Below are 15,319 nucleotides of genomic sequence, written 5' to 3' on the forward strand. Positions count from 1 at the left end.
ATACGAGTTATAATATAGAATCTTTATTCCATTTTGATATTAAATGAATGAGCAACCAAAGAATTTTTTCAGTTCAATTCTGTTATTCTTTCTAGCTGGACTTTGTGAGATTGGTGGAGGATACCTAGTTTGGCTTTGGTTGCGTGAAGACTTTGGTTTTGTATTAGGTGCAGTTGGAGGGTTTGTGTTATTTTTGTATGGAGTAGTTCCAACATTTCAGAAAACTCACTTTCATAGAGTCTATGCAGCTTATGGGGGAGTCTTTATTGTAATGTCTGTTTTTTGGGGTTGGTTAATTGATGGAGTAACTCCTGACAACTATGACATTATTGGAACAATAATTGCAGTAATTGGAGTTTTGATAATTTTCTACTATCCAAGAAAAGGAGAGAAGGTTTGGTCGAAGTAGCATCAACTGTTGGTATTTTCTTTTTTGCTGCACTCTTAGAGATTGGTGGAGGGTATCTTGTATGGAAGTGGTTACGTGATCATAAAGGAAAAGTTTTGGGTTTGGTGGGAGGATTGATTTTATTTTCTTATGGAATTGTAATGACTTTGCAGCCTGCAGATTTTGGTAAAGTCTATGCAACGTATGGGGGAATCTTTGTTGTATCTTCAATAATTTGGGGATATTGGGTTGACAAGAAAAAGCCAGACAGGTTTGAAATTATAGGTTCTGTGATTGTCTTGATTGGGGTTGCAATCATGTTTTACTGGCCTCGTTAGGTTCACAGACCAACATCTGTTTTGCGAGTTTTGGTTTGAATCTATAGGGATTCAGCCACTTAATTGGGGATAGAAATGGGCGCATTTAGGCTGAAATTATTGTTTTTTGTAAAATGGCGTATTGTAAAGATCCCTCCACAGAAACTAATTTTCAAACCTAGTTATCAAAAATGATTCTAGATTTTTAGAACAAAATATTTTGAGATTATATCATATTTTAAAATCCAAGATTTCTGTACAAACTTCCAAAACGAGATGAACGGCGTCTTCCTGAATACAGTGATTTGAGTTGTTTAGAAGCTATAGCTGCAGATTCTTTTTTCTTTTTGGATTCTACTACACTAGGCCACCAATCAGGAAAACAAGAATTCCCAATCAAATCAGGATCCACAGTAAGCTTGAATTGACTTCCATATCCATGTCGGCCTTTTGATATAGTCTGAGATACTGCAATTCCAGAGTTTACCAGTTCAACTAACATCTCAGAGAATCTCCTATATGAAATCTGACGAGAATCAGGTGGTATGATCTTCTGGTATTGTTTGAATAGTTCTGATGTGCTATGCCAACCCTCATCATTAACAAAAGTGAGCCTAGCAAGTGCAGCACATGCAAGTTTGAAATGATAAGAACCACCTGAAATCATTGTAGTTATCTGGTTTTTTTGTAGTTGTGCAATAGCATCATCTACATGTTGTCTTGAAATTTCCTTATTTTCAAGTCCTGCCAATTCACCACTAGTTCTCAGCAAGTCAATTGCTCGTCTTGCATCACCATGCTCAGATGAACTAATTTCTGCACAGTAATTCAAAACATGATCATCTATTTTTTGCGAAAATGATTTCTTTGCTCTGTTACGAATTATTTTTAGTACGTCATTTTGGGAATACGAATCAAAGTAAATCTCTGATGCTCCTACTCTAGATACAACTCTGTCATCTAAATTAAATTCTGATAGTACCTTATTAGATACAGTAACAATACAAAGATATTTTTTTAGAGTACGAAGTTTTTCGACTAGTACAAGAAGTTTGTAAACAAAGTCAGATGGTTTTCCTCTTTTATCATAAAATAGCGTATCAAACTCATCAAGACACAATACGAATAAAGAGTTTCCAGACTTGTCAAGTGATTGCATAATTAATTCTTCTAATATGGTAAAAGCAGTGTTTATTCCCTGAGCATTTTTTAGATTTTGGTGACCCAATTCAGATAGGATCAAGTTAATGCATCCAAAGACTGTCTTTGCCTTTCTCAAATTTGTATAACAAAAATCAACATCCAAGTTTTTGCATACAAATTGTACAATAGTTGATTTTCCAGAACCACTTCTACCATAAACTGAAATCAATGGAACTACTAGTCCTTTTTCAAACGACAAGAGGAATTTTACAAGTTTTTTTGATTCAGATTCCCTCCCAATAATTGATTCAGGAGTAGATAGATTGTCAAGATAGGACTTGTCTGAGAATATGGAATTTTGTTTTCTGACATCACCAACAATCTTCTTTAGTTCTTTCTTATCCAATTATTATTTTCCACTAGAAACTCATATATAACTACTAGAGAGATTTTTGTGCCTAGATTTGAAAATTTTTAGGAAAAATTATGCCCTAAGGATAGTAAAAATCGCATATTTTCTACTAATACCGATTATTCCAACTAGAGAAACAACAAGTATCAAAATTGCAATAGTACCAAATTCAGGTGCAACCATTATTCCAAACTCGGTTTCTTGTCCAGTGTTTCGTATGTTTTCAAATTTGATTGTTGTAGGACCTGTTTGGTCTTCAGCAAAGGTGAATTTTTCAAATTCTCCACCAACTGTTGCCACTCCAGATACACGATGTATCTCTTCTCCGTTTTGAATAATTACAAATGTGAAATCAGAGTTTCGAAGAGGTTCATTTGTTCTTGCATCCCTAATAGTAAAGACAAAGTTTGTTTCAACTCCTGGTTCAAGGTCTACAGGATCCCATGACAGATTCACTTTGAATTCTTCACTTTTTGTAAATGCCTCTAATGGAAATGATATTTTTTCATTTGTGGCTAAAGTAAAAACAATATTGTCAGGTAGTGGCTCATCAGATTTTTTCATCTCATTTTTTAGAAATCTCAGATGGTCTTGCAATAAAACAAAGTGAACTATTCTTTCATCTTCTTCTGTGTAATCATCAATTGATACTGAAGCTTTGAATAATTCAATTCCATTTGCATATCCTGTATAGCTAGGACTCAAAAATTCAATGAAATCTTTAGGAAAATGTACCTCTTCGTGTACAACGGGGACATGAGACATGCTGTCCTCACTCCAATCAAAAGGCATCTCAAAAGTTACTTTTTTTGCAATAGGATCATATTTGAAATTCTGAATTTGATCAAAATAGGATTTCATTCTAAATTGCACATCATTTCCCTCAGCATCTTCTTGAGGATGAGAAGTAGTTTCAACAAGTGTCAAATCTGCACGATATACACCTGAATCTTCAATGATGTTAGTTGGTTCATCAATGGTTCTCACCTCAATTTCAAAAGTAAATAATCCACCTGCATCGAAGACAGGACCGGCAATCTCTATTGGAGATGATTCAGTTCCATGGTATGCTCCTAGAAGCGAGTCTTGCTCTCCATTAATTACAAAATTATCATATCCTTGTTGTGATAGTACTGTTATTGGCAAAACGCCATTTTCTGTGAAAAAGTAATTTCTAAAAATCATCTCATTGCTATGGAACAACCCAATGAGAAATGTCACATTTTTTGCAGGTTCATCTGTCTCTTTGTCAGTTGCAGTAATTGTGATTTGCTCTTGCTCATTTTCAAAATACATTGGCATCTCTACAGAAATTGAGATTTCTTTTCCAGCAACATCTACTGATGATATGGTATCAATTCCCAATCCATGTCCATAGACACTGCTTGCTGGAAACAACAAACAAGCTGCCAATGCCAATATTGAAAATTTTGTAATCGACATCATCTCAAATCTTACCTAGGGCTATTTTATTGTGAGTAGTTCTTCAACCTTTTGAAGTAATTCATCCATTGTCGTAGCCTCCAATATTGGTTGCAAGTCATTTGGATCTTTTGCCCCAAGTGCAGAAAGCGAATAGATGTAATCAATTGTAGGAGTGTCAGTTGTAAGATAGTATTGCTCCAATACATGATCCAACGAATGTGGTTCAACTACTTGTGGTAGTGCTTGTTTTACAATCTTCTTTTTCCATAACTCTACTAGTTTTTCCCATCGCTCAAGAGAAATACTCTCGTCGATTTCAGGAATCATTTCAACTTCTGCTTGAATGTACATTTTTGCTTCAGTTCCAATTTTTTCATGTATTTCAGAGATTTGTTGGTGGCCTTCAACTGAAAGTGGATCATAGTTTTCAGGTTGAGGGATTGAAGGTGGAATAATTTTTTTAATTTTAAATGAATTTCTCCCCAAGGTTTCAATGTGGAGTTGCAGTCCATCCATTTCAACGTCTGAGCATTTTGTAATTTTTGCAATAGTTCCTACCATCTTAGGAGAGTTCCAACCATTAACAGAGTTTGTCTCATCAATTAGACACACACCAAATTGACCATCACCAAGCATGCAATCATCAACTAGCTGCTTGTAGCGAGGCTCAAAAATTCTCAAAGGAAGCTCCTGTCTTGGAAACAATACCAAGTCCAGAGGAAAAATCGGGATAACTTTAGTTTCTGCCAATAAGGATTGTTGAAACGTCTCTAGATATATGGAATACGGATTTTAGAATCCATTTTCGTTTAGTGTTAAGCCCAATAGTGCAGCACGAGTGTGTTTTCCGTATTCAGCTTGCTCAAAGTATTTTGCATTTTTGGTTTTATCAATATCAGTTGAGATTTCATCGATTCTTGGAAGCGGATGCAAAATTATGCTGTCTTCTTTCATCTGTTTTAGCAAGTCTAATCCCACAACATAGCTGCCCTTTACTTTGAGATATTCCTCTTCATCGGGGAATCTCTCTTTTTGAATTCTTGTCACATAAAGAACATCCAAGTCATCAATATGATCTTCAATGTTTGTAGATTCAGTATAGTCTAATTTCTGTTTGATTTCATAAGTTGAATCAGATCTAATTCTTAGTGATTCTGGAGAGATTAATCGAACATCAACATCATAGTTTCCAAGTCCATACAACAAAGAGTAAACTGTTCTGCCATACTTTAGATCACCAACAATTCCAATTTTTAGTCCGTCAATCTTTTTCTTTTCTTTTTTAATTGTAAACAAATCCTGAATTGCTTGGGTTGGATGCTCTTCAGTTCCGCTACCAGCATTGATTACAGGTTTGTCTGAAACTTCAGCTGCAAATCTGCTAGAGCCATCCAAAGTATGTCGTAAAACTAGAACATCAGAATAAATCGACATAATTCTAACAGTATCAGCCAAGCTCTCACCTTTCTGAGTTGATGAAGAATTTGTATCAGAGATTCCCAGAGAGTTTCCTCCAATTGATGCCATTGCAGAATCAAAACTTAGACGAGTTCTAGTACTTGGCTCATAGAACAGATATGCCAGGGTCTTTCCCTTACAAATCTCTCTTCGATCAGAGGGATTCAGTTGCATAATTTTGTCAGTAGATGTAAAGATTTTTTCAAGCTGTTCCTTGCTAAAGTCCTTAATTGAGATTATGTCTTTTTGGTAGAACTCGTTCATTCTCTCAATGATATATACAGGTGGGTATACAAAGTATTCTGATGGAACAGTCCGAACTTATGGTTCGACGAATCAAAGAAGGCACTGTAATTGACCATATTGATGAAGGCAAGGGTCTTCAGGTAATCAATGCTTTGAGAATAGATGGTAAAGATGGCAGTCTAATTACTATAGCCTTGAATGTCCCAAGTGGGAAATTTAAGAAAAAAGACATCATCAAAGTGGAAAACAAGTTTCTAAAAGACGATGACACTAACAAGATTGCAGTAATTGCACCCAAAGCCACTATCAACATGATAAAAGACTACAAGTTAGTAGAAAAGAGAAGAGTGTCACTACCAAATGAGATTGACAAGATATTTCGATGCTCAAATCCAGATTGCGTTACAAACAGTGCAGAACACATAGAGTCCATTATGGATGTAATTGACAAGGAAGGAACTGTTCTCAAGTGCAGATATTGTGCAAGAGTATTAGATGTAAATCGCATAGACTATAATTAAAAAATTTTAAAAATTGAAAAATATGTTGTTTAGGACTACTGTCCTAAGATGATAAACATCATAACTATACCGTAGATTGCGATTGATTCGACCATACCTACGAAGATGAACACCTTAGATTGTAAAGCTGGGTTCTCACTAATGACTGCAAGACCTGCTGCACCTACTTGACCAAGACCTATACCAGCACCAAATGCTGCAAGACCGAATGCTAGACCAGCACCGAGAATTTTCAATGAGTCTGAACTTCCTGCTGCGTCTCCTTCTGCTGCATAAGCTAGACTAGTAGATCCTGAAATAGAAATTACAGCTGCTGCCATAAGTAACAAGACTATAGTTTTCATGGATGATGTGCCTCCTCAAAGTCCATATTTAAATCATGGTGAGATTGGATTATACTTTTTCTAGTGCTTTCTTTTTGAAAGAACTTAGATCGTCTTTAACAGAATTTGCAAAATTTTCATGTTCGCTTTCTAGTGATCTTTTAGAATCTTCAATTATTTTTTTGATTTCTTCTTTTCCCATTATTATCTACTCTCCATCTTAGCCTTGACTTTTTTTAACTTTGCGAATTCTTCTCTTTCCCTTTCCTCAAGAGTAGCGATGATAAATCTCACTTTTTGTTGATATTGGGGAATAATGACATTTTCAAGAGCGTTAAGTAATTTCTGAGTCTTTTCTAATGCTTTTGCAAGACTAAAGATAGAATTTTCATATTCTGCGGCTTTACAGATTTTTGGCAAAAGTTCTTTGATCTGTTTTGCGGCTCTATCAATTGAAGAGTTTGTATCAGCAAATCCGTATGGCATTGATTTTGTATCTTTTTCAGTAACAGATAGTGCAGGAATTTTTACATCAACTACTCTTCTGACATTAACATCTACTTCCATAACAGAAGGAGTTGATTCGGCAACAGAGTCTACTGTTGATGAACCTAATGCCAAATATGCTTCGTTTACAGAACTATAGATGTCTTGTAATGGTTCCCAGATTCCACCTCTAGCTTTTGAGGCTTCTTCAATCATCTCTTCAATGTTTTTTAGAAGGACTTTACGCTTGTCATCTAGAATTTTCTGTACCATTACGGCTACTTGACTAGACTTTTTGTATTTGAAAAGTTCAATTTTTGTAGCAGCAACATTTTGTCCAAATGACATTTTGCTACTCTTCCTTGTAATATTGATCTACGTACTTATCTTTGATTTTTGTAATTTCGTTCTTTGGTAGTTTAGATACAATCTTCCATAAGATACCTAGTGTTTCTTCAATAGTTCTATTCTCATCAGTTGCTTGTGAGAGGAACTCGTTTTCAAAGACATCACCAACATCCATGTATTTCAAATCAATTTCAGTGAGTCCTGCTTTACCTACAATTCCTGCAAGTGCTCTGACTTCCTGTGCTCTAGAATATGCATCATAAACCTGATTTGAAATCTCACCATGATCTGCTCTGGTACTTCCTTCACCAATACCGTCTTTCATCAGTCTTGAGAGACTCATCAAGATGTTTACAGGTGGATAAACTCCTTGTCTGAACAAATCTCTACCAAGTACAATTTGTCCTTCTGTAATGTAACCAGTAAGGTCAGGAATTGGGTGGGTAATATCATCAGAAGGCATTGACAAGATTGGAACTTGTGTAACACTTCCTTTCTTTCCGTTTAATTTTCCTGCTCTTTCATAAATTGTTGAAAGGTCAGTGTAAAGATAACCAGGATAACCTTTTCTTCCAGGTACTTCTTCTCTTGCTGCACTAATCTCTCTGAGTGCTTCTGCATAGTTTGTCATATCTGTAAGAATTACCAGAACGTGCATTCCTAATTCAAATGCCAAATATTCAGCAACAGTTAATGCAACACGAGGAGTAATGATTCTCTCAATTGCAGGATCGTCTGCTGTGTTTAAGAAAAGAACACTTCTTTTTAGAGCGCCAGATTCTTCAAGACTTCTTCTGAAATATTCTGCTTCACTGTATTGCACACCAATTGCTGCAAAGACTACAGCGAAATCATCTTGTGTACCAACTACACTTGCTTGTCTTGCGATTTGAGCTGCTAAGAGGTTGTGTGACATACCAGAACCAGAAAAGATTGGAAGTTTTTGGCCTCTAACTAGAGTTATCATTCCATCAATTACTGAAACACCAGTTTGAATGAAGTCTTTTGGATATTCACGTTGTTCTGGGTTCATTGGTTCACCGTTAATGTCAATAAATTTATCAGCAATAGGATCTGGTAGTCCATCTTTTGGTCTACCTAAACCATCAAAGACTCTACCTAGTACTTCTCTTGAAACTGGCATTTCCATAACTTTACCTACAAACTTTGCGTTTGTTGCGGCAATTGATAATCCGGTAGTTCCTTCGAAAACTTGGACGATTGCTTTACCATTTCCAACTTCAAGAACTTTACCTAATCTTCTTTCACCTTCTCTAGTTTCAACTTCTACTAATTCGTCAAATGCTGCATTCTCAACGTCATCTACAATAACTAGAGGACCTTTGATTTCTGCAATCTTACTGTATTGGACTCCGCCTTCTGCTGTCAATTTGATACTTTCACTCCTGTAATTGATTTGAATTCTTCTTGCATATCTGCTTCTAGTTGATCAAGTTTTGGCATCTCATCGTCTTTGATATCCATTCTTGCTTTGAGTAGTGAAGTAATACTTTTCATTGCACGAATATCAGCAAGAGGAGTTCCTTCCTTGATTGCTTGCTGACCTTTCTTGTAAAAGTCAACTAGTAATTTCATTAGTTTGTATTGTTTCTCTGGGCTACAATAAGTGTCAACATCATCAAATGAGTTTTGTTGTAAGAGACCAATCTTTACCATTCTTGCAACTTCAAGAATTAATTTTTCTTCATCTGGAAGTGCTTCAGGTCCTAAAAGTCTGACAATTTCTTTTAGTGTATCTTCTCTTTGCAAAACACCATAAACTTCACTTCTAAGGCTTAACCAGTCTTCATTGATGTTTTCTCCCCACCACTTTGCAATGTCTGCAAGATAACCAGAATAACTGTTCATCCAGTTAATTGATGGATAGTGTCTGGAATATGCTAGCTTTGCATCCAAAGCCCAGAATGTTTTGATAAATCTCATTGTGTGAGTTGTAACTGGTTCTGTAAAGTCACCACCAGATGGTGAAACAGCACCAATCAAAGTTACAGAACCATCACGGTCTGGACTTCCTGCGGCTCTAACACGACCTGCTCTTTCATAAAATTCTGCTAATCTTGATGCAAGATATGATGGATAACCTTCTTCTGCGGGCATCTCTTCTAATCTACCACTCATTTCTCTGAGTGCTTCTGCCCATCTACTTGTAGAATCTGCTACAAGTACAACGTCTTTACCCATATCTCTGTAATATTCTGCAATTGTCACACCAGTGTAGATACTTGCTTCTCTTGCTGCTACTGGCATGTTACTAGTATTTGCAACAAGTACAGTTCTATCCATGAGTGGCTTTCCACTACGTGGGTCTTTGAGATGTGGGAATTCGACAAGTACTTCTGTCATTTCGTTTCCTCTCTCACCACAACCGATGTAAACTACAACTTGGGAATTTGCCCATTTTGCAATTTGGTGTAATGTAACTGTCTTTCCTGTTCCAAAGGCTCCTGGGATTGAACCTGTTCCTCCTTTTGCAATTGGGAAGAATGTGTCAATTACACGTTGTCCGGTAAGTAGTGGAACTGTTGGATCGTATCTGTTCTTGTATGGACGTGGTTTTCTTACAGGCCATCTGTGATACATTTTGAGTTCAATAGTTTCACCTTCGCCTTCAGTTGTTGCCAATACAGTTTCTAAATCATAATCTCCTTCTGATACAATGTTTGCAATTTTTCCACCTTTGTGGTCTGGTGGAACCATGATAGAGTGTTCAATAAGATCAGTTTCTTGGACAGTACCAATTACATTTCCTGCTGCAACTTCATCGCCATTACTAACTGATGGAACAAAGTGATACTTTTTGGTCATGTCAACTGGAGTAGTTGTGATACCTCTTCCGATAAAGGAACCAGAAGCTTCGGATAATGCTCTTAGTGGTCTTTGAATTCCATCATAAAGTTGTCCAATAATTCCAGGACCTAACAAAACACTTAGTGGGTTTCCAGTACCAACTACAGGTTCACCTGGTTTTAATCCACTTGTTGATTCGTAAACTTGGATAAATGCTACATCTCCAGTTAATCTAATTACTTCACCGACTAATTTTGAATCTCCAACAGTTACTGTTTCGTACATCTTTGCTTCAGACATACCATCGGCCCTAACTGCAGGACCACTTACCCAAACAATTCTACCTTGAGCTGCCATCTTATTCTCCTACCCCGAATTTGGATGCAATCTCTTTCCTTATTAAAGGCTTCAGACGTTCAATTCTTGCATCGATCGTATTATCAAATGTCATTGCACCATCTTTTGATTTTACAACAATTCCACCAAGACAATCAATTGTATCAGAAGACATTTCAGCTCCAGAGAATTGTGACAAAGTAGATTGGACTACATCTTTATCTTTTGCATTTGTAGAAACTGTAATTTCTGAAGTTCCCAAAATTTGAGTTGCTTCTTCAATCATTGTTTTAATTAAATTAGAATAATCACCACTGCGATCAGCGTTTGCAATTTGTTCAAGTGCTTTTGAAAATACCTTATCGACTGCATCTTCTAATGCCATTAATTGCTTATTTCTAGCCTCAATATCGGCACTTCCCATAATCTGTTTTTCAATTTTATCGGCTTCTTTTTTTCCATCTGCAATGATTTTCTCATATTCTTGTTCGAGTTTAGGAACAGAATCATCAAGAGTTTTGAGGGACTCATTTAGTGCAGATTCAACATTTGAAATGACGGATTTCTCTGTTTGTTCAAGAATTTTGCTAATAGTGGATTCTAAAGCAGAATTTGCCAATGAGTCGCGTAAATCCGTAATAGATTTTAATGTTTGGGAATTGCGTTTCAGAAAGATATTAAAATCAAAGGAGTTCCTGTTGGATTATCTTGGTAGTAGCCGATCTAAAACTTGGAAGCATAATTTTACCAAGAAGCGAGTCTCCAAGTGCAATTTCTAGACTAACAGAGTTTGAATGGTTTCATAAGATCGATACTGAAAATGACTTAGTCACACCAGAAATCGACGATCTTCTGTTAGAGGCACAAAAAACCTACCAATCAATTGATGATGTAGTCAAAGGACTAGGAGTCCCACCAACTGTAGGAATTTTAGAAATTTTGTTCAAAGGAACTATCATCAAAAAGAAGGATTATGAAATTGGGGAAATTGAGGACATGGTTAGTGACCTCCAAAAGAGAGCCCCATCAGTTATTGATGAACCAGCAAAGCTTCTAGAAGAAGAAACAGACACAAAACGAGGAGTAGAAGAATATCGTTCACTAAAAGAGACTTTGGAAATTGCTAAAAAACTCAACATAGATCTTTCAGGATTTGGATTGATGAAATATTTCTACACAAATCTCTTTGTGATAAATTCTGAAGACTTTGAAGAAATTAGCAGAGCATTAGAAGGCATTACATTTTACAAATATGATTTAGAGAGCAAAGACAAAGCAGCAATTTTGGTAATTTGTGGAATTGACGATTCAGAAAAAGCACTCAAAGTACTTAGAGGATTTAATGCAAATCCATTTTCAATTCCAGATGGTATGTCACAGATCCCATCAGAGGCATACGCCACTGCTGAAACAAAACTAAAAGAACTTACAGCAAAACAGGCACAAATTGCAAAACAGATTGCAGGTATAAAGAAGAAGATTAGACGCGATATTCTTGTATTACACGAAGAGGCATTGGTTGCAAAAGATGTTCTTGAGACTTTGAGAAAACCAGGTGGAACTAAACACTTTGCAGTTATTCAGGGATTCATTCCAGGTAAAATGGAAGAGAAGTTCAAAAACATTACAAAACAATGGACTTCGTTAACTGAAGAAATTACAGATCCTAAACACAAAGAGCAAATTCCTACATTATTTGATAATAAAAAATTCGTTAGAACTTTTGAGGTAATTACAGAAAGCCAAGGCATTCCAAGAAAAGGAGAAGCAGATCCTACACCAATGATTGCTCTAATGTGGCCAATTTTCTACGGATTAATGTTCGCAGATTTGGGTCACGGTTTATTATTAATGGGAATGGGATTGTTATTCAAATTCAAAGGACAAGGCAATCTTTCTAGATGGGGAATGTTAATTGCCATTTCTGGTGCAGCAGCAGCAATTGCAGGTGTTGGTGCAGGAGAAGCATTTGGTTATCACCTTGATCATATGGGGCCATTGGAGGGATTATTAGAAGAGGGAGGAGCATTACATTCAGTAAGTTTCATTGTAGGTATTCTCAGTGTTGCAGAATTAACATTTGAACAAGTAATCAATATTCTCAAAGTTTCATTGTTCATCGGAATTATTCATCTTGTTTGGGCAATGGTTCTCAGAATTAGGAGATTAGCTAAAGAAGGTCACAAGATTGTCATGTACTTGGAAGCAATTCCAAACATTACACTCTATGGCGGTATTGTAGTTATCATGATGTGTGCAATTGGTTCACAATATGATGTCATGAACATGTATTCCAAAGTACACACAGAAGCTGTTCCATGGGTTACAATATTCCTAGGAGAATGGGCACAAGTTTGGATTATCACAAGAATTGCAGTAGTAATTGTAATTGCATCTATGGCAATGATGATGGTTGGAGGAATAATGCATGCAAAGAAACATCCAGAAGATGGAGGTTCGGCGGCAAATGTTGTAATGGAAGTATTCCTAGGCAAAACAGTAGAAAGTTTAGCTCACACAATCAGTTATGCTCGACTTGGAATTATGTTACTGGTACATGCAGCACTGTTACTGACAGTAAATAATGCATTTAGTTCACTTGGAGGTGCAGAATCAATTGGTGCATGGGCAATGATTATTGGAGGTAACTTGGGAATTATGATGATTGAGGGATTGATTGTGTATATCCAATCACTCAGATTGCACTTGTATGAATACTTCACAAAATGGTATGACGGTGGCGCACAGCCATTTAGACAAATCAGACCAGAATTGATTTACAACCAATTCGTTTGGAAAAGAAAATAAGATTTTAAAAAAAGAATCTAGTCACTCTTAGCTTTATCGTGTCCTTTTTTGGCAGCATCTTTTGTTCCCTCATATCCTTTGGTTCCAAGTTCTGCACCTTTCTCAACACCTTTCTTGCCAAGGTCAGTTCCTTTTTCAACACCTGCTTCAGCAGTGTCTTTGAGTTTCTTTAGAAATCCCATGAATTCTTTAGAGGATTTCGCAGATAAAAGATTATCAGGAATTTCCTAGAATTGGGTTATGTCTCAATCAGATTAACAGAAATTTTTGTCATTGGTCTTGACAATTCATCTGGAACCACAATTAACAGTCCGCCATTTTTATCAACTTCGCTACATGTTCCTGAGAATTTTTGGAAGTTGTTTGCAAAACATCCATCATTAGAATAATACTCAAAGTTTTCAGGATACATGAAATAGTACCATTGCTGGATATATGAGGGTACAAAATACACATCAAATCCTATGGTATCATCATTGACTGATACGGTGTACTCATAGTTTGTTGATTCTTTAGATGTACAAATTGGAACAAATTGCGCAAATCCATTTTGGAGTTTTTGTTTTTGAGATTCATCTGAATATGTAGAATTTGGAACGGATGTATTCTCTTCAAAGAAATTTAGATTATATCCAATAAAATCAATACCAGTCTTTGCATAATGAAACCACTGAGATTCACAATCTCGGTAATCATATTGGACTGCAACTACTGGCTTGCTGTTTACATATTGAAGGCCATTTTGTCTTTGTTTTGCTCCATGTTTTGTAATGTCAGATTGTTCCTCCTCCCCTCTAACAACTTCACGTTCCCATGTTGTTGTAACATCAACAATGAGATTCCTAGGATAGCTCTTCCATTCTGGTTGGAAATGAACATAATTTGCATATTCGTTTGTTTGACTAATTTTGATAGTATCTCTTGATTCTCTAAAAGTTCCAAATGCATCATCTACAACAAGGACTGAAAACAATATGGTAAAACCAACTATTAATGAAACACCAAGCATATTCATTCTTTAATTACATCTCCCATATTTTTTGCCATTGTGAAACTACAAAAAGATAAACCACAATTTCCACAATAGAATTTATCGTCATCAAAGGTTATGTTTTGTGAACCGCATTTCAGGCAGTTTTTACTTGAAATCATGTTATAGTATACGTAGGAATGGATATATTTTTCACGGAAAGATATTTTATCAAAAATGTCCAGATTGGATATGAAAATAGGCTAGAGTATATGAAATTGATAAAATATGTCCAACTCGGAAAATCATAATTAATAGCAATCAGTATTTGGACCATGGTAGATGAGATTGACAAAATCATTCTAACAGAATTAGGAAAAAATGCTAGAAAATCATCTAAAGACATTACAAAGATTTTACAAAATATGAATTACCATATTACAGATAGAGGAATAAGACATAGATTACAAAGATTAGAAAAAAATAACACAGTTGTAGGTTATTCTGTTACACTAAACCCAGAATTAATTTCAGAAAAAGTTAACCGTACAATAGTTTTGAAATTCAAATTTACTAAAGACACACCAGAATTGATAAACAGGCTTACAGAATATGTTAATGAATCACATTTTTGTACATATTCCAGCAGATTAAATGGTGATTTTGATTGGATTTGTCATTTTATTTTTGATTCTATAGAACAGTTTGATTTAGAGACAAACAATTTCTTAAACAAATTTTCTGAATTGATATCAGATTATAGATCTTATGAATCAAATTTAGTCAAAAGTACTCCATATACTATTTCGGATCAAGAGCACATTAATGAAAAGAAGCTTCAAGCTTTGAAGATACTTCAACAAATAAAAAAATATGATACACTAAATGAAAGACTTCAATCCATAGTAGTAAGTCTTGTAAAATATTTTGACGCAGCATTTGCAAGAGTTTGGTTTGTGGATAAATCTGAGAAATCATTAATTTTACGATTTAGTGCAGGAAAATACAAAAATGTAAAAGGTGAATTTTCCAAAGTTCCAATAAAATCATTAAAGATAGGAGCGATAGTTACTACGAAAAAACCAATTGTTTCTAATGATGTCATACATGATCCACGAATAAAATATCATGATTGGGCAAAAAAAGAGAAACTCAAATCATTTGCAGGTTATCCTTTGATGTACAACAAAAAAGTAGTTGCAGTACTTGCATTGTTTAGTAAAAAACAGTTCTCGCCTTCAGATTTTGAGATTTTAGGCATGTTTTCAGACCAAATATCAAAGGAATTAACAGGATTTTTTGAAACAAAAGATTTTCTTTCTGAATAAAT

At 35.6% G+C, this 15,319-nt stretch carries 17 protein-coding genes; 5 read left to right on the plus strand and 12 right to left on the minus strand.

Translation table 11 applies throughout. The features are described 5' to 3' along the window. Positions 1–43 precede the first annotated feature (43 nt). Together ACQY2P_RS07175 and ACQY2P_RS07180 are read left to right on the plus strand one after the other, a co-directional pair. Complete coding sequence (locus tag ACQY2P_RS07175; protein WP_428325976.1) at positions 44–409, plus strand: YnfA family protein; 366 nt, start codon at positions 44–46, stop codon at positions 407–409. After that, positions 397–726 carry a YnfA family protein gene (locus ACQY2P_RS07180; RefSeq protein ID WP_428325977.1) on the plus strand — a complete coding sequence of 110 codons (330 nt, stop codon included), beginning with the start codon at positions 397–399 and terminating at the stop codon, positions 724–726. Before ACQY2P_RS07175 ends, ACQY2P_RS07180 begins: the two co-directional genes overlap by 13 nt. Before the next feature lie 217 nt (positions 727–943). On the opposite strand, the gene ACQY2P_RS07185 is transcribed toward ACQY2P_RS07180, so the two are convergent. The 4 genes from ACQY2P_RS07185 to pyrB all read right to left on the minus strand — a co-directional run bounded on the left by ACQY2P_RS07185 (position 944) and on the right by pyrB (position 5,407). Continuing rightward, complete coding sequence (locus tag ACQY2P_RS07185) at positions 944–2,254, minus strand: Cdc6/Cdc18 family protein (protein WP_428325978.1); 1,311 nt, start codon at positions 2,252–2,254, stop codon at positions 944–946. Between the two features lie 78 nt (positions 2,255–2,332). Beyond that, positions 2,333–3,706: a PEFG-CTERM sorting domain-containing protein gene (locus tag ACQY2P_RS07190; RefSeq protein ID WP_428325979.1), complete on the minus strand. Its 1,374-nt coding sequence runs from the start codon at positions 3,704–3,706 to the stop codon at positions 2,333–2,335. Between the two features lie 18 nt (positions 3,707–3,724). Continuing rightward, on the minus strand, positions 3,725–4,435 hold the full coding sequence (locus ACQY2P_RS07195; RefSeq protein ID WP_428325980.1) for an LON peptidase substrate-binding domain-containing protein: 711 nt from the start codon (positions 4,433–4,435) through the stop codon (positions 3,725–3,727). Positions 4,436–4,477: 42 nt separating this feature from the next. Then, positions 4,478–5,407 (minus strand): aspartate carbamoyltransferase, encoded by a 930-nt coding sequence (pyrB, locus tag ACQY2P_RS07200; protein ID WP_428325981.1) that lies wholly within the window; start codon positions 5,405–5,407, stop codon positions 4,478–4,480. A gap of 41 nt (positions 5,408–5,448) precedes the next feature. Between pyrB and pyrI the strand changes: the two genes are divergently transcribed. Next, complete coding sequence (pyrI, locus tag ACQY2P_RS07205) at positions 5,449–5,910, plus strand: aspartate carbamoyltransferase regulatory subunit (protein WP_428325982.1); 462 nt, start codon at positions 5,449–5,451, stop codon at positions 5,908–5,910. Between the two features lie 35 nt (positions 5,911–5,945). Here the strand turns inward: pyrI and ACQY2P_RS07210 are convergent, their stop codons facing one another. From ACQY2P_RS07210 to ACQY2P_RS07235, 6 genes are read right to left on the minus strand one after another with little or no spacing between them, the layout of a single operon-like run. After that, complete coding sequence (locus ACQY2P_RS07210; RefSeq protein WP_428325230.1) at positions 5,946–6,254, minus strand: ATP synthase subunit C; 309 nt, start codon at positions 6,252–6,254, stop codon at positions 5,946–5,948. Between the two features lie 49 nt (positions 6,255–6,303). After that, complete coding sequence (locus ACQY2P_RS07215; protein ID WP_428325983.1) at positions 6,304–6,435, minus strand: hypothetical protein; 132 nt, start codon at positions 6,433–6,435, stop codon at positions 6,304–6,306. A 2-nt stretch (positions 6,436–6,437) separates the two neighbouring features. Then, on the minus strand, positions 6,438–7,067 hold the full coding sequence (locus tag ACQY2P_RS07220; RefSeq protein WP_012216071.1) for a V-type ATP synthase subunit D: 630 nt from the start codon (positions 7,065–7,067) through the stop codon (positions 6,438–6,440). A gap of 4 nt (positions 7,068–7,071) precedes the next feature. Further along, on the minus strand, positions 7,072–8,457 hold the full coding sequence (locus tag ACQY2P_RS07225; protein WP_428325984.1) for a V-type ATP synthase subunit B: 1,386 nt from the start codon (positions 8,455–8,457) through the stop codon (positions 7,072–7,074). Beyond that, positions 8,454–10,232 (minus strand): V-type ATP synthase subunit A, encoded by a 1,779-nt coding sequence (locus ACQY2P_RS07230; protein ID WP_428325985.1) that lies wholly within the window; start codon positions 10,230–10,232, stop codon positions 8,454–8,456. Before ACQY2P_RS07230 ends, ACQY2P_RS07225 begins: the two co-directional genes overlap by 4 nt. Position 10,233: 1 nt before the next feature. Further along, a complete protein-coding gene (locus tag ACQY2P_RS07235) occupies positions 10,234–10,830 on the minus strand; it encodes a V-type ATP synthase subunit E (protein ID WP_428325986.1) in 597 nt (198 codons plus the stop codon). An 89-nt stretch (positions 10,831–10,919) separates the two neighbouring features. On the opposite strand from ACQY2P_RS07235, the gene ACQY2P_RS07240 reads away from it, so the two are divergent. Then, positions 10,920–13,019: a V-type ATP synthase subunit I gene (locus tag ACQY2P_RS07240; RefSeq protein WP_428325987.1), complete on the plus strand. Its 2,100-nt coding sequence runs from the start codon at positions 10,920–10,922 to the stop codon at positions 13,017–13,019. Positions 13,020–13,036: 17 nt separating this feature from the next. On the opposite strand, the gene ACQY2P_RS07245 is transcribed toward ACQY2P_RS07240, so the two are convergent. Both ACQY2P_RS07245 and ACQY2P_RS07250 read right to left on the minus strand, forming a co-directional pair. Further along, positions 13,037–13,201, minus strand: coding sequence for a hypothetical protein (locus tag ACQY2P_RS07245; RefSeq protein WP_428325988.1), 165 nt, complete (start codon positions 13,199–13,201; stop codon positions 13,037–13,039). A gap of 56 nt (positions 13,202–13,257) precedes the next feature. Beyond that, on the minus strand, positions 13,258–14,034 hold the full coding sequence (locus ACQY2P_RS07250; RefSeq protein WP_428325989.1) for a hypothetical protein: 777 nt from the start codon (positions 14,032–14,034) through the stop codon (positions 13,258–13,260). Between the two features lie 290 nt (positions 14,035–14,324). Here ACQY2P_RS07250 and ACQY2P_RS07255 point away from each other — a divergent pair, with 290 nt between their 5' ends. Then, the gene (locus ACQY2P_RS07255; RefSeq protein ID WP_428325990.1) at positions 14,325–15,317 is read left to right on the plus strand and encodes a GAF domain-containing protein; all 993 of its coding nucleotides are present in this window, start codon (positions 14,325–14,327) and stop codon (positions 15,315–15,317) included. Positions 15,318–15,319 lie beyond the last annotated feature (2 nt).

This window comes from Candidatus Nitrosopumilus sp. (assembly GCF_965262695.1).
In the GTDB taxonomy this organism is placed as follows: domain Archaea; phylum Thermoproteota; class Nitrososphaeria; order Nitrososphaerales; family Nitrosopumilaceae; genus Nitrosopumilus.

Bases quoted from the DNA above. Each gene is read 5' to 3' on its own strand.
- ACQY2P_RS07190 (WP_428325979.1), bottom strand. From the start codon at position 3,706: ATGATGTCGATTACAAAATTTTCAATATTGGCATTGGCAGCTTGTTTG.
- pyrB (WP_428325981.1), bottom strand. From the start codon at position 5,407: ATGAACGAGTTCTACCAAAAAGACATAATCTCAATTAAGGACTTTAGC.
- pyrI (WP_428325982.1), top strand. From the start codon at position 5,449: ATGGAACAGTCCGAACTTATGGTTCGACGAATCAAAGAAGGCACTGTA.
- ACQY2P_RS07220 (WP_012216071.1), bottom strand. From the start codon at position 7,067: ATGTCATTTGGACAAAATGTTGCTGCTACAAAAATTGAACTTTTCAAA.
- ACQY2P_RS07255 (WP_428325990.1), top strand. From the start codon at position 14,325: ATGGTAGATGAGATTGACAAAATCATTCTAACAGAATTAGGAAAAAAT.
- ACQY2P_RS07250 (WP_428325989.1), bottom strand. From the start codon at position 14,034: ATGAATATGCTTGGTGTTTCATTAATAGTTGGTTTTACCATATTGTTT.
- ACQY2P_RS07210 (WP_428325230.1), bottom strand. From the start codon at position 6,254: ATGAAAACTATAGTCTTGTTACTTATGGCAGCAGCTGTAATTTCTATT.
- ACQY2P_RS07245 (WP_428325988.1), bottom strand. From the start codon at position 13,201: ATGGGATTTCTAAAGAAACTCAAAGACACTGCTGAAGCAGGTGTTGAA.
- ACQY2P_RS07230 (WP_428325985.1), bottom strand. From the start codon at position 10,232: ATGGCAGCTCAAGGTAGAATTGTTTGGGTAAGTGGTCCTGCAGTTAGG.
- ACQY2P_RS07175 (WP_428325976.1), top strand. From the start codon at position 44: ATGAATGAGCAACCAAAGAATTTTTTCAGTTCAATTCTGTTATTCTTT.
- ACQY2P_RS07215 (WP_428325983.1), bottom strand. From the start codon at position 6,435: ATGGGAAAAGAAGAAATCAAAAAAATAATTGAAGATTCTAAAAGATCA.